Source organism: Oikeobacillus pervagus, assembly GCF_030813365.1.
Classification (GTDB): Bacteria; Bacillota; Bacilli; order Bacillales; family DSM-23947; genus Oikeobacillus; species Oikeobacillus pervagus.
In genome coordinates, this window is record NZ_JAUSUC010000026.1 from 1 (window position 1) to 19,426 (window position 19,426).

General features: G+C 36.9%; 20 protein-coding genes. 9 read left to right on the forward strand and 11 right to left on the reverse strand.

The genetic code is table 11. The annotated features are described in order from the left end of the window. Positions 1 to 206 precede the first annotated feature (206 nt). Positions 207 to 653 carry a YtoQ family protein gene (locus J2S13_RS10640; protein WP_307257739.1) on the forward strand — a complete coding sequence of 149 codons (447 nt, stop codon included), beginning with the start codon at positions 207 to 209 and terminating at the stop codon, positions 651 to 653. 69 nt (positions 654 to 722) lie between these two features. On the opposite strand, the gene J2S13_RS10645 is transcribed toward J2S13_RS10640, so the two are convergent. After that, positions 723 to 1,796: a M42 family metallopeptidase gene (locus J2S13_RS10645; protein ID WP_307257740.1), complete on the reverse strand. Its 1,074-nt coding sequence runs from the start codon at positions 1,794 to 1,796 to the stop codon at positions 723 to 725. Positions 1,797 to 2,121: 325 nt separating this feature from the next. Here J2S13_RS10645 and J2S13_RS10650 point away from each other — a divergent pair, with 325 nt between their 5' ends. Next, entirely contained in the window at positions 2,122 to 2,442 is a 321-nt protein-coding gene (locus tag J2S13_RS10650; protein WP_307257742.1) for a PepSY domain-containing protein, read from the forward strand. A 125-nt stretch (positions 2,443 to 2,567) separates the two neighbouring features. Here J2S13_RS10650 and J2S13_RS10655 read toward each other — a convergent pair whose 3' ends face one another. Together J2S13_RS10655 and trmB are read right to left on the reverse strand one after the other, a co-directional pair. Beyond that, positions 2,568 to 3,410 carry a YtnP family quorum-quenching lactonase gene (locus J2S13_RS10655; protein ID WP_307257743.1) on the reverse strand — a complete coding sequence of 281 codons (843 nt, stop codon included), beginning with the start codon at positions 3,408 to 3,410 and terminating at the stop codon, positions 2,568 to 2,570. A 556-nt stretch (positions 3,411 to 3,966) separates the two neighbouring features. Continuing rightward, the gene (trmB, locus tag J2S13_RS10660) at positions 3,967 to 4,611 is read right to left on the reverse strand and encodes a tRNA (guanosine(46)-N7)-methyltransferase TrmB (protein ID WP_307257744.1); all 645 of its coding nucleotides are present in this window, start codon (positions 4,609 to 4,611) and stop codon (positions 3,967 to 3,969) included. A 258-nt stretch (positions 4,612 to 4,869) separates the two neighbouring features. Between trmB and J2S13_RS10665 the strand changes: the two genes are divergently transcribed. Next, complete coding sequence (locus J2S13_RS10665) at positions 4,870 to 5,148, forward strand: YtzH-like family protein (RefSeq protein ID WP_307257745.1); 279 nt, start codon at positions 4,870 to 4,872, stop codon at positions 5,146 to 5,148. 1 nt (position 5,149) lies between these two features. Here J2S13_RS10665 and J2S13_RS10670 read toward each other — a convergent pair whose 3' ends face one another. The 3 genes from J2S13_RS10670 to thpR all read right to left on the reverse strand — a co-directional run bounded on the left by J2S13_RS10670 (position 5,150) and on the right by thpR (position 7,940). Beyond that, positions 5,150 to 5,920, reverse strand: a complete 771-nt coding sequence (locus J2S13_RS10670) for a phosphotransferase family protein (protein ID WP_307257746.1) — start codon at positions 5,918 to 5,920, stop codon at positions 5,150 to 5,152. A gap of 475 nt (positions 5,921 to 6,395) precedes the next feature. Then, positions 6,396 to 7,376: an NERD domain-containing protein gene (locus tag J2S13_RS10675; RefSeq protein ID WP_307257747.1), complete on the reverse strand. Its 981-nt coding sequence runs from the start codon at positions 7,374 to 7,376 to the stop codon at positions 6,396 to 6,398. 21 nt (positions 7,377 to 7,397) lie between these two features. Continuing rightward, positions 7,398 to 7,940 carry an RNA 2',3'-cyclic phosphodiesterase gene (gene thpR, locus J2S13_RS10680; RefSeq protein ID WP_307257748.1) on the reverse strand — a complete coding sequence of 181 codons (543 nt, stop codon included), beginning with the start codon at positions 7,938 to 7,940 and terminating at the stop codon, positions 7,398 to 7,400. A 351-nt stretch (positions 7,941 to 8,291) separates the two neighbouring features. Here thpR and cysK point away from each other — a divergent pair, with 351 nt between their 5' ends. Then, complete coding sequence (gene cysK, locus J2S13_RS10685) at positions 8,292 to 9,224, forward strand: cysteine synthase A (protein WP_307257749.1); 933 nt, start codon at positions 8,292 to 8,294, stop codon at positions 9,222 to 9,224. 106 nt (positions 9,225 to 9,330) lie between these two features. On the opposite strand, the gene pepV is transcribed toward cysK, so the two are convergent. Further along, the gene (pepV, locus tag J2S13_RS10690; protein ID WP_307257750.1) at positions 9,331 to 10,749 is read right to left on the reverse strand and encodes a dipeptidase PepV; all 1,419 of its coding nucleotides are present in this window, start codon (positions 10,747 to 10,749) and stop codon (positions 9,331 to 9,333) included. Positions 10,750 to 11,307: 558 nt separating this feature from the next. Between pepV and J2S13_RS10695 the strand changes: the two genes are divergently transcribed. Beyond that, positions 11,308 to 11,529, forward strand: a complete 222-nt coding sequence (locus J2S13_RS10695; RefSeq protein WP_307257751.1) for a DeoR family transcriptional regulator — start codon at positions 11,308 to 11,310, stop codon at positions 11,527 to 11,529. A 94-nt stretch (positions 11,530 to 11,623) separates the two neighbouring features. Here J2S13_RS10695 and J2S13_RS10700 read toward each other — a convergent pair whose 3' ends face one another. Beyond that, positions 11,624 to 12,352, reverse strand: a complete 729-nt coding sequence (locus tag J2S13_RS10700) for a pseudouridine synthase (protein WP_307257752.1) — start codon at positions 12,350 to 12,352, stop codon at positions 11,624 to 11,626. A gap of 51 nt (positions 12,353 to 12,403) precedes the next feature. Continuing rightward, on the reverse strand, positions 12,404 to 13,447 hold the full coding sequence (cobT, locus tag J2S13_RS10705; protein ID WP_307257753.1) for a nicotinate-nucleotide--dimethylbenzimidazole phosphoribosyltransferase: 1,044 nt from the start codon (positions 13,445 to 13,447) through the stop codon (positions 12,404 to 12,406). A 204-nt stretch (positions 13,448 to 13,651) separates the two neighbouring features. Here cobT and J2S13_RS10710 point away from each other — a divergent pair, with 204 nt between their 5' ends. Beyond that, positions 13,652 to 13,858, forward strand: coding sequence for a hypothetical protein (locus J2S13_RS10710; RefSeq protein WP_370874024.1), 207 nt, complete (start codon positions 13,652 to 13,654; stop codon positions 13,856 to 13,858). Between the two features lie 130 nt (positions 13,859 to 13,988). On the opposite strand, the gene J2S13_RS10715 is transcribed toward J2S13_RS10710, so the two are convergent. Then, a complete protein-coding gene (locus tag J2S13_RS10715) occupies positions 13,989 to 15,611 on the reverse strand; it encodes a putative polysaccharide biosynthesis protein (RefSeq protein WP_307257754.1) in 1,623 nt (540 codons plus the stop codon). Between the two features lie 134 nt (positions 15,612 to 15,745). Between J2S13_RS10715 and J2S13_RS10720 the strand changes: the two genes are divergently transcribed. Further along, positions 15,746 to 17,014: a BaiN/RdsA family NAD(P)/FAD-dependent oxidoreductase gene (locus J2S13_RS10720; RefSeq protein ID WP_307257755.1), complete on the forward strand. Its 1,269-nt coding sequence runs from the start codon at positions 15,746 to 15,748 to the stop codon at positions 17,012 to 17,014. 39 nt (positions 17,015 to 17,053) lie between these two features. On the opposite strand, the gene J2S13_RS10725 is transcribed toward J2S13_RS10720, so the two are convergent. Beyond that, the gene (locus J2S13_RS10725) at positions 17,054 to 17,236 is read right to left on the reverse strand and encodes a sporulation protein Cse60 (RefSeq protein WP_307257756.1); all 183 of its coding nucleotides are present in this window, start codon (positions 17,234 to 17,236) and stop codon (positions 17,054 to 17,056) included. Between the two features lie 182 nt (positions 17,237 to 17,418). Between J2S13_RS10725 and J2S13_RS10730 the strand changes: the two genes are divergently transcribed. Further along, on the forward strand, positions 17,419 to 18,096 hold the full coding sequence (locus tag J2S13_RS10730) for a response regulator transcription factor (RefSeq protein WP_307257757.1): 678 nt from the start codon (positions 17,419 to 17,421) through the stop codon (positions 18,094 to 18,096). Continuing rightward, positions 18,089 to 19,324 carry a sensor histidine kinase gene (locus J2S13_RS10735; protein WP_307257758.1) on the forward strand — a complete coding sequence of 412 codons (1,236 nt, stop codon included), beginning with the start codon at positions 18,089 to 18,091 and terminating at the stop codon, positions 19,322 to 19,324. Before J2S13_RS10730 ends, J2S13_RS10735 begins: the two co-directional genes overlap by 8 nt. The last annotated feature ends 102 nt before the right edge of the window (positions 19,325 to 19,426 follow it).

The following is a 19,426-nucleotide window of genomic DNA, read 5'->3' on the forward strand; positions in this document are numbered from 1 at the left end:
TATTTGCCGTCTAGCATACATTTATGATAGAGTGCTTTCTCTTTTTTTGACTAGAAATATGCCTCAGGTACCCCCGAGTAAAATTTTACACATAGAGAAAATTCTTTGATTCGATCTATTATTCCCATTTGAGGAGCGAGATAAAAAAATTCAAAATTCAGTTTATTTAAGGTATATTAATTAAGAATGAAGGAGGTTGTTAGAGAATGGAAATCATTATTTATTTAGCAGGGGAGATCCATACAAGTTGGCGCGAAGAAATAAAGGCACGGTCGAATGCTCTTCAATTGCCGATTACTTTCGTTGGACCAATGGAAAATCATGAACGCTCAGACAATATTGGCGAAGAAATATTAGGAGAGCAACCTAACGCTATTTTAAAAGATGAAGCCGCTTCGAGCATTAATAATTTTCGAACACAAATTTTAATGCAAAAGGCAGACATTGTCATCGCCTTATTCGGTGAAAAATACAAACAATGGAACACAGCGATGGATGCAAGCTTAGCGATTACCTCTGGGAAGCCACTGATCTTAATCCGACCAAAAGAACATCACCATGCCCTCAAAGAATTATCAAGGAAAGCCAATGTAACAGTTGAAACAATTGAGCAGGCAATCCAAGTGTTATCTTATATTTTTGAAGAGAAATAGACTTTAGCTTGAATCAGTGGGGGAAGATTCCCTTCCCCCACTGTTTTAGTATGAATATTTATTCACCATTTAACCGTTTTGACGAATCGTTTGAACAGTGGATTGGTCACATGTTTTAACTAATTTCACTAATAATTCTTTTGCAGCAGCATAGTCATCCACATGAATAATGGAAGCATGAGTATGAATATATCTTGAGCAAATTCCGATCACAGCACTCGGTACACCTTCATTCGATAAGTGAACTCTTCCAGCATCTGTTCCCCCTTGTGATACGAAATATTGATAAGGGATATGATTGGTTTCGGCTGTATCCAATACGAATTCTCTCATTCCTCTATGTGTCACCATAGATCGGTCAAGAATCCTTAGTAGTGTCCCTTTCCCAAGCTGTCCAAATTCATTTTTATCTCCTGTCATGTCATTGGCTGGGCTTGCATCCAATGCAAAAAAGAGATCAGGCTTAATCATATTGGCAGATGTCTGTGCACCACGTAGCCCTACCTCTTCCTGAACAGTTGCACCAGAATATAATACATTCGGTAGGTTTTCATCTTTCACTTCTTTTAATAATTCGATTGCTAATCCACAACCATAGCGATTATCCCATGCTTTTGCTAAAATTTTCCTTTCATTTGCCATCGGAGTAAATGGACAAATCGGTACTATTTGCTGTCCTGGCTTAATCCCCATTTGGACGGCATCTTCCCGATCATCTGCTCCAACATCAATTAACATATTTTTGATCTCCATTGGCTTATTTCTTCGACTATCATTTAATAAATGCGGGGGAATGGAACCGATCACGCCGATGATAGGACCTTGCTCTGTGATAATTTGAATCCGTTGAGCAAGTAACACTTGACTCCACCAACCACCTAATGTTTGAAAGCGAATCATGCCGTTGTCTGTAATCGAGGTGACCATAAATCCAACTTCATCCATATGCCCAGCCACCATAAGAGTCGGACCGTTTTCTTCTCCTTTTTTCATTCCGAATATACTTCCAAGTCCATCTTGAATGATCTCATCGGAGTATTGTGATAATTGTTGACGCATAAACGCTCGAACCGCATGTTCATTACCAGATGTTCCCGGAAGTTCTGTTAATGTTTTAAAAAGTTGTAGAGTCTCCTGATTCATTGTAAAACTCCTTTTCTAAAATTTTTTCATTATGTACAATATATTCCTCAAAAGTTCAAAATCGAACCCGTTCTAAATATTGCCTTCCTCTATTTTATAGAAAAATCTTGTCCCTTTCCACCTTCACATTTGTTCGATTTACATCGCCTCTGTAGATGCTTCATTAAGAAAGTTCTTCATGTGAGGGAAAAATGAAATTTTATTGAAAAAAAGTCTCGGAAAGGATTATCTAAACAAACTACTGTATACTGAACTTATATGTGAAAGATCATTCCATAGGAGAAATCCTTATGGATGTAAAAGCCATGCTGGAGGTGGAAGGAAGATGAAATACAATTGGAAAACTTTTTTAGCAGGGGCAGTTTCAGGTGCTATCGGAGCTCTTGCCGTTCAACAAGCTATATCAAATCAAATGTCGGTATCTGCGGAAAAAATATTAGAAAATGTCAAAGAAGCATTTAAAAAAGACGGAGCAATTGATGGTTCATGGATTCAAATGAAGCCAGAGGAGTTTCATAAGCTTGGCCTACAAACGACGGTTTATCGTGGAGGCATTTCAAGAAGAGTGAATGAGAAATTAGAACAATTTGAATTTATCGCCGATGCCAAGACCGGAACGATTATGGACGTGTATCGACTCCCCTAATAATGAAGCTTCAAAATGACGTCCCGAAGGCAAAGTGCCAAGCCATTTTCACCAAGATACTGCTTCAAATCTTCCAATAAAGCCAGAATGGAGCTAGGCACTTTAGGGACACCTTTACATCATTCTTATCTAATTCGTTTTACTGACTCTACGATCTCATGAGATTCATTCCACTTCACAGCCCGATAAAAGGCATCATGATAAAATGTGAACCAAGCGTGATCCTTCACCCCTTCAGATAACCACTTTTGCTTTGCGGCAATCGAATCCATTGGATAATCATCATAGGCCATGACCCATAACACATGTTGATGGGCAGTAGTCGGCATAATATCTGCCATATGAATAAGCTTTTCACCATCTCTTTCAATGACAATGATTGAGTGTCCATCACTGTGACCGCCTGTATGGACCATTTTCACTCCGTTCACCACTTCTATTTCATCTTCAAATGTTTTGACTTGATCTACAATTGCTTGCCAATTCTCCTTCCAATATGTATTTTTGGAACGAATATTCGGGTTTCTCATTTCCCCCCATTCAGTTCGCGACGTATAGATGGTAGCATTGGGAAATGCAGAGACAAGCTCGTCCCCATCATACTTTGTCAAACCACATGCATGGTCAAAATGAAGATGAGTCATTAAGATAATATCAATATCTTCTGGCAATACCCCAAGCTGTTGTAATGATTCTTCTACTTTTGATTCCTCCCTAACCCCAAAGTTACGTTTTTGTTTAGCATTCATTTTCCCATATCCGATTCCAGTTTCAATTAAAATATTTTTCCTATCTAATTGAAAGAAAATAGGGTCTGTGCGCAATTCAATTTGATTTTCATCATTATGTGGATATTTCCGTGACCATAATGGTTTAGGAACAACTCCAAACATAGCTCCCCCATCTAAATTCGTTACTCCACCGTTTAACCATGTCAATGTTAAATCTCCTATTGTAAGCGTTTCCACCACTTCGCCCCCTTTACATAACTTTCTAAATTATAACATAATTCAAAAACCCCCACTATATTTTATAAATACAAAAGCGGAAGCGCCTTGTCCATCGGCGTACGGATTTTGTAGTCTTTGACTGAGATAAAGGAAACACAGCGAGGTCTTTCACGAGCTGATGTTGACTTATCGTAGGGAAAAGACGGAGAAATCCGCTAGACGATAGGCGCTGGAGCTGGACGATCAAAAGCGGAAGCGCCTTGTCCATCGGCGTACGGATTTTGTAGTCTTTGACTGAGATAAAGGAAACACAGCGAGGTCTTTTACGAGCTGATGTTGACTTATCGTAGGGAAAAGACGGAGAAATCCGCTAGACGATAGGCGCTGGAGCTGGACGATCAAAAGCGGAAGCGCCTGGTCATCGGCGTACGGATTTTGTAGTCTTTGACTGAGATAAAGGAAACACTGCGAGGTATTCCACGAGCTGATGTTGACTTATCGTAGGGAGAAAACGGAGAAATACGATAGCTGATAGACGAGGCAAAAATCGGCCCTTTGTGGGACCGATTTTTTCTTAATCATTTTGAAATTTTACTTCACACCGATAAATTCGTTGACCTTTTGCTGAAAATTTCTCTTCATATTCTGTCATAATATTTCCTTCATAATCACTTTGATGAAGATCTAAACTAATATATTTTAATAGCATTCCATATTTAGAAAAACTCATAAGAGAATATTCAAAGAGTCCTTGATTATCCGTTTTAAAATGAATTTCTCCCCCATCAATTAAAAGATCTTCATAAATCTTTAAAAATGACTGATATGTAAGGCGGCGTTTTTCATGTCTTACTTTAGGCCATGGATCTGAAAAATTTAAATAGACACGTTCTACATCATTTTTCGCAAAAAATTTCGATAAATCATTTGCATCCACACTTAATAGCTTTACATTAGGGAGATCGGCCTCAATAATTCGATCAAGCGCTGAAACGATGACACTTTCATACACTTCAATCCCGATATAATTAATATGAGGGTTCGCTTTCGCCATTCCTGTTACAAACTGGCCTTTTCCCGTCCCGACCTCAATGTGGATAGGATGGTCATTACCAAATACCTCTTCCCATCTTCCTTTATATTGTTCTGGTTGTTGAATCGAATATTGCGGATATTCATTCAATTTATCTTTAGCCCAAGGCTTATATCTTAATCTCATGTCAGCACCTCTTTTTTCAATCACTGATTGCACTTCGCATCGTTCAAACGATATCATGATCCCCCATTTGTTGCAAGGAGCATCTTAATGGGACTACTTCTTCAATTTTTCGTATAGATGAATATAGGCATTGATAAGAATAAATAAAAAAAGAACTCACAAAATAAGGAGTGAATTCTTTTCCTTAAAAAGAACAGATGATCGATTTATTCAATTAACCGTAAATGAGCTTACTTAAATAGTGAAAGGATGACTTCCATGACGTTAAATCATCAACATCAGCTGGAATTATTAAAGGACATTTTGTCAAATCATCAAACCGATTGTTGTGGTTCAGTTGCTGAATGTGAACAGTTGGAACGACTAGTCAAATCTTTAATGGTCAACCAGCATATCCATTCTTCGATGAAACCTTTATTAGAAAATGTCTATTCCTATAGTCAAAATGGAAAGAATGCCGGGAACCTTAATCAACATATCCAATCACATCAAAGCCAACTATCTGAATGGGTAGCAGATATGAATCATTTTTCATAAATCACTGAATGGATTGTAAAAAATGAAGCCAGTTCATCATTTCATCAAAGCGATTCTTATCTCTGTGCCACTGGACGAAGTAAAGGGTTTGGACCGTGATGTACCATTTCATTCTTAGTTTCAAATGAGATGTCAAAGTTACTCCGTATAATCCTAACCACTGCTCCCAATTTTCTTTGGGAATATACCAATATAACAGTGATCCAATATCTATTGCAGGATCGCCAATCATAGCATTGTCCCAATCAATTAAATACAACTGGTTGTCTGTTTGCAGCCAGTTGTTATGGTTGACATCTCCATGGCAAACAACCAATTCCTCGCAATAAATATTTTTGAGTTCATATTGTAAGAATTGAATGGATTCTTTCACCCCGGGATATTGTAAAATTTCATCATCTAAATTCATGGTGATTTTCTTCAGCATCATTTCGGGTTGATTATGCCTTTTTCCAAGCCTCTTAAGCATCATTAATAACGGTTTTGAAGAGTGAATTTTCTTTAACACTTTTACAACTTGTTCACTCATCATTTCAACCGGCTTAAGTTCTCTTCCATTTAACCATTGCTGAGCAGTGATGACATCTCCGTTTTCCAAACGTTTCGTCCAAATTAGTTTCGGTACTATTCTTTCTGCAGAAAGAACAGCTAAGAATGGGGAAGAATTCCGTTTTAAAAATAGCTTTTGGCCATTATGACTGGCTAAAAAGGCTTCACCAGTCGCACCACCGGCGGAAACAATTTCCCAATCTTGTCCTAATAAATGTTCCAACTTCATTCACCTTCATTTAAGTAAGCTGTACGATTAAAAAGTACAAACTTTATATTAGCTCACTCCTCATCTGTCGATTCTTTCATAAAGAGAAAGCGAAACTAATCGTTTATTTTTTTAAAATTGTAGCAAAACATAGCTTAAACACATGAAAGAATTCCAATGGGACTCTCCCTTTTAATATCATCCATTCATTAATTGGCGATAAAAAAACAGTTATTGAAGCTCAACGACAATAACTATCTAGTAAATTTTATCCTCTTTCGATGTTTTTCGTCAAGATTACTTTATAGAATCCAAATATCGCAGGACAAAATTCGACTTCCTTCAAACAATCTCTTTATTAAAGGATTCAATCTCCGTACAATTTAACATCTTTTCATTGTATACCAAAAGGGTCCAAGTCAGCAATTCATTTTTTCATATTGTTAAAAATTCCATTTTTATATACCCTACTTTTTTCAGGATTACGTTTTCACTCATCCACTACAAAGGGGTCTTCTATACCCATATCCCATTCAGGTCGACGGATACTAGTGGTTTGTGCATAATCTAATAAACTCTTCGTCGCCTTCATTTGCATTCTTTTTAGCGGAGAATGCAATTTCCGCATAGATTCAAACCATTGGTTAAAATTTCTACAATCCACGATTTCTAAATCAAATGGAGCGGTCGGAAAATCAATATACCCATTTCTCGATAAAACTAATTTTTTCACAGGAAACTCTACTTCATAAAGTTTAAAAAGCTGTGAAATAATGATTCCCATCCGATTTAAAGAAATGGCAGGACTAAGCACCTTTTCTTCTTGTTCCCCTATCTTTTTTGTCCAAAAACGATCATTGGATCCGACAAATGTGGCTTCATGACCATCTTCTAGAAATGAAATACACCACACTTCCGTTGGGGTGATCAACAGGTGATCTAATTCAACAGGTGCATTTTTCATCCTTAAAATCGGTTCATACATAAGAAGGAAAGTATCAGGAAATCGTTGCAGGAAAAACTGTAAACGCTCATCCTGTATGTATTTTTGATCTATATACGACTTCTCTGTTAATGTAGAACTCGCCCATTTTAATTGAAATTGAAATAATTGCTCAAGAAATAATTTTTTTAACTCATGCTTATTTTTTGGGGGATGAGATAAATTGAAATGAAAGGGAAAGACTTCGGTTTCCTTCATTTCCCCCCATTTTTCTAGGTCGTCATCCTCTAACTCTGTATTTACATTCTTTTTAAATAAACCTTTCACCCGCTGAAAAAAGCCTGCTTTTTCAAGTTCAAATACTTCCTCTTCGATTGGTTGATCCCCTTCATTTTGTTTTTCTACTTCCCATTTTTGCTGTGTTTTCTCCCATTGTTGCTTTTTAAATCGAACAAATTGTGTAGGGTAGCGATATAAATCAAATTCATAGCGTGATATATAATCTTGAAGCTTAATTAATTGTGCCATCTTGACCGTCCCTTTCAGTGCTTACTCATGTAATATAAATGTCTCAATTGCTTCATATTTTGGTATTCTATCGAGATGTGTTTGGTATAATGCGACCGTGTCCGCCTTAAAGGGAAGATCGATATCGCTTTCTATTCCTTTAGGATAAGGATATTCTCCTTTCCATTTTCGTGCAATCGTAATATGTGGTCGAAACGGTCTTGTCTCAAGTTCAAAGCCCGCCTCATTACATGCTTTATGAATGATCTGCTGTAACTGGTGTAAGCGGGGTTCCTCCTCAACTCCAATCCAAAAAATTCTTGGGGAATCAGAGCGGCCAAACGTACCGTATGAAGAAATCTTTAATGAAAAGGAGGAAAATCCAATTAACCCTTTTCTTACATTTTCCACTGCCTTTTCTAATTTCACCTGATCCGCACTTCCTAAAAAAGCAAAGGTTAAATGATAATCTTCCGGATGTACCCATTTTTGAAATGGGAAGTGGAGTTGACTTGAATATTGATGTAACATATTTTTCGTATTTTCAGGTAATGATAAAGCAAAAAAATAGTGATATTGTGTCAATTTATTTCACCCTTGTCATAAAAGTATAGTCGACTAAACAGACGCGACAAGCAAGTGCCAAGATCCGCCAAAGAGGGCACTTTTTCCCTCTGAAGGAGATAGCCACTAGACCTTGAGCGTCTAGGAGCTGCAACTGGCCAATAAATGAGTATTTATTCATTATTTTACCAAATTCTATTCACTGTTTCACATTTTCGGGCAAAAGAAACTTCCTTATTCCCATTCAATTCAAATATTTTTATTTCATACAACATTTTCTTCGGATTAACGACAAATATCCTGTATTATTTGATTGGTTTAGTTTGAATTTAGTATTATAAAGATAGGTAGGCAAAAGAAAGGATGAAAAACATGAAAGTCGTGAACAATATTGCGGATTTAATCGGAGATACACCATTAGTCAAACTGAACCGTCTTAATCCTGAAGATGGAGCAGATGTCTATTTAAAATTAGAATTTTTTAACCCGAGCAAAAGTGTAAAAGACCGCGCGGCATTCAATATGATTATCGAAGCTGAAAAATCAGGGGAATTAAAAAAAGGGGCCACTATTATTGAACCAACAAGTGGAAATACAGGAATTGGCCTTGCGATGAATGCTTCAGCAAGAGGCTACCGCGCTATACTAGTCATGCCGGATACGATGACAAAGGAAAGAATTAATCTCTTAAAAGCTTATGGAGCGGAGGTCGTCCTTACTCCCGGTCATAAAAAAATGCCAGGTGCTATTCGAAAAGCAGAAGAATTAGCAAAAGAAATTCCAAACAGCTACATTCCCATGCAATTTGAAAACCAAGCAAATCCTGATGCTCACAGAAAAACCACTGCATTAGAAGTCATTGAAGCAATGAAGCAAATCAATAAGAAATTAACGGCGTTTGTTGCCACTGCTGGAACGGGAGGAACCATCACAGGTACAGGGGAAGTTTTAAAAGATTATTACCCCCAATTAAAGGTTCATGTTGCAGAACCAGCTGGCTCACCTGTACTATCAGGCGGGAAACCAGGAAAACATAAATTAGTAGGAACAAGCCCTGGCTTTATCCCTAATACATTGAATACGAATGTATATGACAAAATCCATTTAATAAAAGATGAGGACGCATATGATATTACGAGACGCCTTGCAAAAGAGGAAGGAATTTTAGTTGGACCTTCATCTGGAGCAGCTTGTTATGCCGCGATCCAAGTAGCCAAAACCCTTTCAAAAGAGGACGTGGTAGTTTGTATGGTAATGGATACAGGGGAAAGATACTTATCCACAGATGTGTTTTTAGAGGGATAACAAAGGCGAAAATGACTGAGGTCTTATGTCCAGATTTCGTAGTTTTCAAATGATATAAAGGAAAGAAAAAGAATGACTAAAAATTCAAGTCATTCTTTTTCTATCTCTATTCTTGCGTTAATTCATAAATCGCTTGTGCATAAATAGCGGTGGCTTTAAATAAATCTTCAATAAACATATGTTCATCTTTCTGATGCATCACATCAGCTCGGCCTGGGAATAATGCGCCAAATGCAACCCCTTTTTCTAACGATCTAGCGTATGTTCCCCCACCAATGGCTAAAAGTTCTGCTTTTTCCCCTGTTTGTTCTTCATATACTTTACTTAAAATTTGTATGAATTCATCATTTTTATCCACATAATGTGGTGGACTATCAGAAAAGTTTTCAATGACGAATCCTTGATCTTGTAATAATAATTCCAAAGCTTCTTTATGTTCCGCGAGTTTATACGTAACAGGATAACGCATATTCACTCCGATACGTCCACCTTCTTTTTCACTATACGATAACTTTCCAATGTTCATCGTTAAATCACCACTAATCTCATCTTCATAAGCTAGCTGTAATTTTCGACCACGAGAATCTTCATGCAAATAATGGGAGATGAACGAAAAGAATGGTCTAGCGGCTTCATCAATCGGTAACTTGGATAAGAAGTCAGCTAAAAACAGCCCAGCATTCCTACCATTTCTTGGTTCCATTCCATGTGCGGAAACTCCTTCTAATTCCAAGACTAAATGGCCGTTGTCAATATGATAACGCCCTTTTAATCCATGGTTATGGAATAGATCCTCAAATCGTTGTACAAATTCTGTTTGACATTCATTGACAACAATCATGGCCTTCGCATAATCAGGAACCATGTTATACCGTCTACCTGAATCAAATGAAACCACTCTTATCATTGCTTGAGAGGGGTCATACTTCCGTGCTTTGTGGACAAGATCATAATCCACAATTCCCTTCTCTGCATGGATGATAGGAAAGTCTCCATCAGGTGCAAAACCAACAGTTGGCATTTCTTCCTGTTTAAAATAATGATCCACACATTGCCAATCACTTTCTTCATCTGTTCCGATAATCATTCGTACTCTTTTATTTAATGGGAGTCCCAGTTCCTTCACGATTTTCATTGCATAATAAGCAGCCATTGTCGGCCCCTTATCATCTAAGGAACCACGTCCAAAGATTTTTCCATCTATGATTTCACCACTGAATGGATCGACAGACCATCCATCTCCTTCAGGAACGACATCAACATGACAAAGAATCCCGACGATATCCTCACCCGCTCCGAATTCAAGATGTCCTGCAACATTTCCTACGTTTTTACTAGTGAAGCCATCTTTTTCACCTAGTTGTAACATATAATCTAATGCCGCTTTCACATTCTTGCCAAGTGGGGCTTCTGGAGTTTGGTCTACATCATTTCGGACACTTTTAATACGAATCAAAGATTGCAAATCATGAATTAATGCCTCTTTTCGTTGTTCAACTTCTTTCATCCAATTGATTTGTGTCACAATCATTGCTCCTTTATCTAACAGTTTCTATTCTACTCTATTTATATTGTACTCCTCCTTCCCAAGGAAAAAAACATAAATCAACGAAATATCTTCCATCTATAGATTCCCATTGTAAAAATATGCTATTCACTCTTTAAGTGATAATATGTGCAACCGTACTTCTTCCATCCTAAATAAAATGAAACTTCATTCAGTGAGAATTTTATTCCCCCGTTACGAGTGTGATAAAGATTCATACGCTAATTTACATTTTTATGGCCTAAGTTTTACTGAATATTCCGAAAAACATTCATATTTGAATAGTTTTTTGATATATTTTTATTAAAGCAATTATTAAGATGTGGTAAATTAGGGTAAACTTTTCTTAAATTATGATTTCATTCTGGAAAAGCACTCGCAAAAAGGGTAAAATAAAATTGTCAGACATCTTAAATCTCTTAGTAAAGGAGCTGTCTGTGGAAAAGAAGCTTACATACAATGTGTGGAAGTTAACCCCCACATCCATATAGCCGTCCGTTGGTTTGCCTTTGGAAATAAGATGAGGGAGTTGGTTTTTTGAAACCTTCAACGAATCGGATGCTAACAAGAATTAAATCCGTCTATCTATTTATTAAAGAAAATGGAACTGTATCTACACAAGAAATAGTTGACGAGTTTGGCATCACTCCTCGCACCATTCAACGAGATTTGAATGTGTTAGCCTATAACGACTTGGTTGTAAGCCCGAGCCGTGGCAAATGGACAACGACAGAGAAAAGAGTAAAGATGACATCTTAGGTGTTTGAATTTAATGAATGAAATAGTTGAAGGCTGTCCCTAAATGCAAATGTGCATAGGACAGCCTTTTTTTGCTTTTTAGAAACGATAAAATTTAAAACGGTGTCTCTCCTTTAAATGATTTCAGCTCGTCTATTTCTTCCTCAGTCAACTCACGGTACTCGCCCAATTGTAGGGAATCATCTAATTGTAATGGGCCCATCGTAAGGCGTTTTAAATAGACGACTTTTTTTCCAACTGCTTCAAACATTCGTTTTACTTGATGAAACTTTCCTTCTGTGATGGTTAATTCTATATCTGATCGCAATCCGCTTTTTAAAATGTTTAAAAAGCCTGGTTTTGTGACATATCCATCATCGAGTTGAACTCCTTTTTGGAAATCCACGACATCTTTTTCCGTCACATTCCCCTCTATAACAGCAAAATAGGTTTTGCAAACATGTTTTTTAGGGGCTAAAAGCTGATGAGCAAGCTGACCATCATTTGTGATCAATAAAAGTCCTTCTGTATCTTTATCTAGTCGCCCCACAGGGAATGGATCAAAGATCGTATCTTCAGCTTCTAATAAATCAATCACCGTTTCATCCCGATCATCCTCCGTGGCCGAGATGACACCCGCCGGTTTATTCATCATTAAATAAATAAATTCACGATACTGTACTTCTTCCCCGAACACCAAGACACTATCCTTTTCGGGATCTACATGTTGTTTTCCATCTTTCACTGCCTCACCGTTAACTAACACCGAACCATTTTTTAATATTTTCTTAACTTCTTTTCTACTTCCATACCCACTATTCGAAAGCAATTTATCGATTCTCAAAAGGCTTCACCTCCCATCTTTATCATTTTCTGAAAAGCGACACTTAATCGATTAAAAACCAGCTTCCTCAAATGTGAACATTTCTTTATTCATCATCACAGCCGCTTCGACTAGGTTAAACGCTAACACAGCTCCTGATCCTTCTCCAAGTCTTAAATCTAAATCGAGCATTGGTTTTAATCCTAAATATTCAAGCGCTTTGATAGCTCCAATTTCTACAGATAAATGAGAAGGGATGATATAATCTTTTACCTTTGGTTCAATGAGGGAAGCGATTAGTGCACTCGCTGCAGAAATATAACCGTCCATGACGACAGGGCAACGATTTGCCGCGCACCCTATCATGATTCCAGCCATTCCTCCTATTTCTAAGCCACCAACTTTAGATAGAATATCTATTCCATCTTTCGGATCCGGTTGATTCACTTGAATCGCTTTTCTTATCACATTTATTTTATGAGCCATTTTTTCCTCAGGGTAGTTCGCTCCAAGCCAAGTGGTTTCCTTTGGATCTAACCCAAGAACGACCGAAGTGATGGCAGAACTTGCTGTTGTATTGCCAATTCCCATCTCCCCGGTAGCAAATAAATTAACTCCTTGATTCATCTGCTCCATTGCTACTTCGATGCCGACTTCAATGGAACGAATCGCTTCTTCTCTTGTCATAGCCGGTCCATTGACCATATTATCTGTTCCATATTTAATTTTTCGGTGAATAACTCCTGGAGTCGTGGATACATCTCCATCAATCCCAATATCCACCGTCACAACCTTGGAATTCGTTTGCTTTGCGAATGCACAAACACCTGTTGCTCCTTGTGGAAAGAACTTCGTTTGAATGGCCGTAATTTCTTGTGGGTTAGAAGCAATTCCTTCTTTATATACACCGTGATCTGCCGCCATCACGATCACCGCTTTATTATGTATTTCTGGAAATGGATTTCTTGTAATTCCCGCAAGTTGAATCAATAATTTTTCTATTTTACCCAAACTTCCTACAGGCTTAATTAAATGATTCACCCGTTCCTCTGCTTGTTTCATTACCTGATGATCAAGATCATTAATTTTTGCAGTCGTTTCCTTTAATAACCCCATAATAAGCCTCTTTTCTATATTTTTTGTTTATGCTTTTAATTGTACTCTTATCCTTTTACATATCAAGTTCCGGTTTCGAAATGATTTGAATATTAAATAATCATTTTTCATTTTAAAAAATTCTGTATTCACTCTATTTTTTCACAAGGAACCATGATCTTGCATAGGCTACCATGTAGTAAAAAATTTACGGGGGTGTGCCCATTGTATCGTCAGCAAGGTCAAGAATTTTTCTTTCCTCCTCAATTCCCACCTTCCCCAGGAGGGCAAGACGTTTTTAACAGACTAGACCGTTTAGAAAGACAAGTACAGCGTTTGAACAACCGTGTAGATCGATTAGATCGACGGGTGGATCGACTTGAAAGACGCTTAGGATTCCGCGATCCATACGAAGAATACCAAGAATTCTAATCAAATGCGTAAGCGCCTTGTTCATCGGCGTACGAATTTCGAAGTTTTCGACTGAGATAAAGGAAACACGATGATGTGTACCCACAGTTCAAAAACAATCATAAAAGAGGTTGAGCCATTTCAACCTCTTTTATCCTCTAGAAATTTTCAGTTTTTTCTTTAACCTTACGACACGTTCTCCAAAAAGCATTTCCAATAAATTCGTTCGGAAACTTAAAAAGAAATAAACTCCTGCACCGAGTAAGGCACAGATGATAATCACAATGAGTGCTTGCATTTCCTTTCCAGAATCAAAAAATAACGTTAAAGCAAAATAACTAGCAAACACAACCACTGCCATAATAACATTAAAAATCAAGATTAATAAAGTTCTTCGAAACACGGTGTTAAAGGAATACTGGGCAAAATGTTTAATCACAAATAAATTGAGCAAAATCGAAACACTATAACCAATAGCTGTTGCATAGATAGCCCCTTCGACATCAAATAAATGAATAAGGGGAATATTCAAGCTTAGCTTAAGTAAAATTCCGATCAATAGACTTAAGATCGTAAATCTTTGCTCATTAATCCCTTGAAGGATCGCAGCCGTTACTGAATACAATGAAAACAAAATGGCTACAGGTGCATAAGCTCTTAACACTTCAGTTCCCAATTCGCTATACCCGTAAAATACGGTATAAACAGGTTCCGCTAAAATCATAATCCCTATAACGGCAGGAATGGTTAAAAATAATAACACTTGAAAGGTTTGGTCTAGCTGTTCTTTTACCATCTCCCTCTTTTCAGAAACAAATGATTGCGTAACAAGTGGAACAACTGTCATCGCAAAGGCGGTCGCAAGGGAGACGGGGATAATTACAATTTTCTGTGAACTAAAATTTAGGATTTCAAAAATAATATCAGCTTGTTTTGCCTTTCCAAGTTCAGCCATTGCTTTATTAAACGTCATCATATCAATGAGTTGGTAAAGGGACATCGCAATTCCAACAAACACAAACGGAATGGAATACATAATAATTTCTTTATACATTTCAGAAATGGAAACATTCATGGTCCCTTTATCTTTTTTCAGAAGTTCATTAAAACTTCTCTTTCTTTTCCACCAATACCATAGTAAAACAAGAAGCCCTGCAAATGCTCCGATAAAAGCCGCAAACGTTGCGACACTGATCGCTTGCACGATTGAACCATTTAAAACATTTAAGACAACATAGGCCCCGACAAGAAGAAATACAATTCTTGCAATTTGTTCCACAACGGTAGAAACCGCAGATGGACCCATGGATTGATGTCCTTGGAAAAACCCCCGAATTAAACTCATAAATGGGACGAGAATCAAAGCGAAGCTCACCGCACGTATGACGGTTGTCACATCTTCTACGGTGTAAATTTGTTCCTTACTAGCAATGACTAATGGGGCAAATTTAGGAGCTAATACATACATCACAATAAAAGACAAAATACCTGTCATTGTCATCAGAATTAAACCCGATCTAAATAACCTTCGACCTACAGCATATTCTTCTAATGCATTGTATTTGGCGATAAATTTCGAAACCGCTAAAGGAACCCCTGCTGTCGCGATACTTATGAAGATTTGATATGGTACATACCCATATTGATATAAGGAGGCAGCCCCTTGTCCTCCAATAATTTTATAAAATGGGATCACATAGAATAATCCAAGAAATTTGGAGATAAAAGTTCCCAATGTTAAAATAAAAGTTCCTTTAATTAGCTTTGATGACATATAATCCCTTCCCGATCGTTTAAAAAATCAGAAACACTAAAAATTAGTTTACCTTATTTCATTGCTTAATGACAAACCTTTTCATATTATATAAGCTTATATTTAAGAAAGAAAACATACAAGTTGGTGAAAACATGAATTATGATGTCATTGTAATTGGCGGCGGACCATCAGGATTAATGGCCGCGATTTCGAGTGGAGAACAAGGAGCAAAAGTTTTATTAGTAGATAAAGGAAACCACCTAGGAAGAAAATTAGCGATTTCCGGCGGTGGTCGTTGTAATGTAACAAATCGCTTGCCGATTGATGAAATCATTCGACACATTCCCGGAAATGGTCGTTTTTTATATGGGGCTTTTTCTATCTTTAATAATGAGGATATTATCGAATTTTTTGAAAAACTAGGTGTCGTTTTAAAGGAAGAAGACCATGGTAGGATGTTTCCTGTTTCCAATCAAGCTCAATCTGTCGTCGATGCCCTCTTAACTAGATTAGATGAGTTGGGTGTTGAAATAAGGACCAATTGTAAAGTGAAGGACATCTTATTTGAAAATGAACGGGTAAAAACGGTTGAATTCATGGACGGACAAATCCTTTCTTGTCATTCTGTCGTGATCGCGACAGGAGGGAAATCTGTTCCAAAAACAGGTTCAACAGGAGATGGATATCCTTGGGCAGAAAAAGCAGGACATACTATTACAGAATTGTATCCGACAGAAGTTCCCATTACATCTTCGGAACAGTTTATTAAGGAAAAACGCCTCCAAGGACTTTCCTTAAGAGATATCGGATTAAGTGTATTGAACCGCAAAGGCAAACCCATTATTACCCATCAAATGGATATGATTTTTACCCATTTTGGAATTTCAGGACCTGCTGTTCTGAGATGTAGTCAATTCGTCGTAAAAGAGTTGAAGAAAAATAAATCAGATGAGGTCATGATGTGCATTGATTCTTTTCCTGAAATAAATGAGGAGCAGCTATATCAACAAACCTATAAAAAAATCAAAGAAAACCCCAAAAAAGCATTCAAAAATGGCTTAAAGGGCTTTTTACCTGAAAGATATTTTTTATTTTTACTCGAACAGGCAGAAATAGCAGATGACGCTCTTTGCACAAATCTCTCTCTCGAAAAGATTCGAAAGTTTGTTCATCTATGCAAAGAGTTCCGCTTCACCGTAAACGGAACTCTCTCACTTGAAAAAGCTTTTGTGACCGGAGGCGGGGTGTCCATTAAGGAAGTCGAACCGAAAACAATGGCATCCAAAAAAGTAAATGGTCTTTATTTTTGTGGAGAAATACTAGATATCCACGGATATACAGGCGGATACAATATTACATCCGCTTTTGTAACCGGTAGACTCGCCGGAATGAGTGCTGCACATTATAGCTTGGCGCAATAAACAAAAATAAACTTCGAACATCCATTTCCCGTTCGAAGTTTATTTCTTATAAATCACCATCGCACTGAAACAATAAATTTGTTCCTCCTCATCTTCAGGCATTGCTGCAATATGATACTTAATATCCACAATTTTCTTTTCATCGATATTTTTTAAAAAACCATTCATTTCTTCTTCTAAATCTTTTTCATGTTCATAATCAAAAACTTTTACTTGAATCATTTCTCCCCACCTAAATGTTCATTTTTATCTATTTTCGACATTTTCCAGAATATTTAAACATGACCTCAATAGACTTTTTCATCTCTAATATATAAGCTGGATTCCTTTTTTCATGTAATTTTCAGATTTCCCTCGTAAAATTTAGTGTATATATGTTCATATATATTTAGGGGGAATTTATAATGAAAATTTTATTAGCAGAAGATGATATTAAGCTCGGGAAGATTATACGTCATATGATCCAGAAGGAAAATCACCAAGTAGAACTCGTCGATAACGGAAGGGACGCATTAGATTTTGCCCTTATCGCTCCTTATGATGTCATCATTCTAGACTGGATGATGCCGAAACTTAATGGAATGCAAGTATGTGAACATCTACGCCAACACGGTTATCAAGGGGGAATCATTTTTCTTACAGCAAAAGATGAAATAAATGACATCATCACTGGTTTAGATCACGGGGCGGATGATTATATCGTCAAACCGTTTAAAATGGAGGAGCTACTTGCAAGGGTGAGAGCTCTTTCAAGAAGAAAAGAAAAAACATTCGAGCAAGAAATTAAAGTGGGAAATTTAACATTATATTTAGATTCGCTTACATTATATCGTCATCATGAAAAAATTGTCCTAACTAAAAAAGAATACCAATTTATCGAATATTTATTTCGGAATAAAGGGAGAATCTTAACGCGTGAACAAATATTGGAACGCATATGGGGATTAGATAGTGATGTCACAGACAATGCATTAGATGCGCTAGTAAAACTTGTCCGCAAAAAAATTGATCAAAATCAAACTCCTTCCCTCATACAAAATGTTAGGGGAATAGGATATAAATTGAGAGATGACGATGTTTAATCCAATCCGAAAAAAGTTGTCATTCCTTTATACGTTCGCCTTTTTTCTCCTTTTGTTACTATTTATTATCGGAATCTATTTTCTCATAATAAAAGCCGTAGAAGATCAGCAAATTAAAGAGTTGGAAAAATATTATCTTGAAGAACAGCATGATCTACTTGAACATTTGGAAGATAAGGATAAGAAAATTGAGTTTGATCCAAATCGATCCTATTTTTATTATGTATTTGACCACAAATCACAATTGGTCGACGGTGATGAGTCATTTTACGGCTTCTATCAAGATTTAAAAAAACATTTAACAAATGATGTAACCGAATCTGCCATTTACAAAGTGGAATGGAAAGATGAACATTTATTATTATTACAGGAACCAATAGTAGTAAGTGGCCAACCTCTTGGATTTATCGTTGTAGGCCAATCGATTACAGATCAGCAACATTTCATCCAAAAAATGATCTGGATCTTCTTCGGTATGACCTGTCTTTTCTCTATTTTATTAGCCTTCCTAAGTTATTATTTAGCTGGAAAAGCGGTGATCCCTATACAAAAATCCTTTGAAAAACAAAAAAAGTTTGTTTCAGATGCCTCCCATGAACTACGTACACCTTTAAGCATTTTTTATAGCTCAGTGGAGTTACTTGAATCGGAAGAAAAGCAAAAGCTAAGTCCACTTGGTCAAGAAATACTAGACGATTTAAAATCAGAAACATATTTAATGAATGGTTTACTTGAGGATTTATTATTTTTAGCGCGACATGATCAAGATGAATGGCAAGCAAAGAAAGAAAAATTCCCTCTTTCCGATACACTATTGACCATTGGAAAGAAGTTTTCACGGACATTGCCCACTTCTATTCACTTTGAAATGAATATTGAAGAAAATATTCAAATGTACGGAGATGCTTTAAGACTACAGGAATTACTATATATTTTATTAGACAATGCCGCACGTTATACAGAACAGGGAAAAATAACCCTGTCTCTCATAAAGCAAACATCTTTTGCCAAAATAATCGTTGAAGATACAGGTATTGGGATGAAGAAAGATGTTCTCCCTCACATATTCGATCGATTTTATCGTAGTGATCCTGCTAGAGTCCGAACTGGAACAGGATTAGGATTATCGATTGCCCAAAAAATTATTAAGATACATCACGGGAGCATTGAAGTTGAAAGTGAGGAAGGAAAAGGAACCATCTTCACGGTATCTTTACCTTTAGAATAAATAGAGCTTTTTCCTACACAGCACTTTCATTTCGGGGGATGCGTCTTTTTCATCCCCCGATCAAGCTTCACCCTAGAGTGGGAAGTATATTCTCTAAATGGA

Excerpts from the sequence above, each read along its gene's own strand:
- J2S13_RS10665 (WP_307257745.1), top strand. The coding sequence starts at position 4,870 with ATGACGTTAAATCATCAACATCAGCTGGAATTATTAAAGGACATTTTG.
- cysK (WP_307257749.1), top strand. The coding sequence starts at position 8,292 with ATGAAAGTCGTGAACAATATTGCGGATTTAATCGGAGATACACCATTA.
- J2S13_RS10645 (WP_307257740.1), bottom strand. The coding sequence starts at position 1,796 with ATGAATCAGGAGACTCTACAACTTTTTAAAACATTAACAGAACTTCCG.
- trmB (WP_307257744.1), bottom strand. The coding sequence starts at position 4,611 with ATGAGATTAAGATATAAGCCTTGGGCTAAAGATAAATTGAATGAATAT.
- J2S13_RS10730 (WP_307257757.1), top strand. The coding sequence starts at position 17,419 with ATGAAAATTTTATTAGCAGAAGATGATATTAAGCTCGGGAAGATTATA.
- J2S13_RS10735 (WP_307257758.1), top strand. The coding sequence starts at position 18,089 with ATGTTTAATCCAATCCGAAAAAAGTTGTCATTCCTTTATACGTTCGCC.
- J2S13_RS10715 (WP_307257754.1), bottom strand. The coding sequence starts at position 15,611 with ATGTCATCAAAGCTAATTAAAGGAACTTTTATTTTAACATTGGGAACT.
- J2S13_RS10640 (WP_307257739.1), top strand. The coding sequence starts at position 207 with ATGGAAATCATTATTTATTTAGCAGGGGAGATCCATACAAGTTGGCGC.
- J2S13_RS10675 (WP_307257747.1), bottom strand. The coding sequence starts at position 7,376 with ATGGCACAATTAATTAAGCTTCAAGATTATATATCACGCTATGAATTT.
- J2S13_RS10720 (WP_307257755.1), top strand. The coding sequence starts at position 15,746 with ATGAATTATGATGTCATTGTAATTGGCGGCGGACCATCAGGATTAATG.
- J2S13_RS10725 (WP_307257756.1), bottom strand. The coding sequence starts at position 17,236 with ATGATTCAAGTAAAAGTTTTTGATTATGAACATGAAAAAGATTTAGAA.
- cobT (WP_307257753.1), bottom strand. The coding sequence starts at position 13,447 with ATGGGGTTATTAAAGGAAACGACTGCAAAAATTAATGATCTTGATCAT.
- J2S13_RS10650 (WP_307257742.1), top strand. The coding sequence starts at position 2,122 with ATGAAATACAATTGGAAAACTTTTTTAGCAGGGGCAGTTTCAGGTGCT.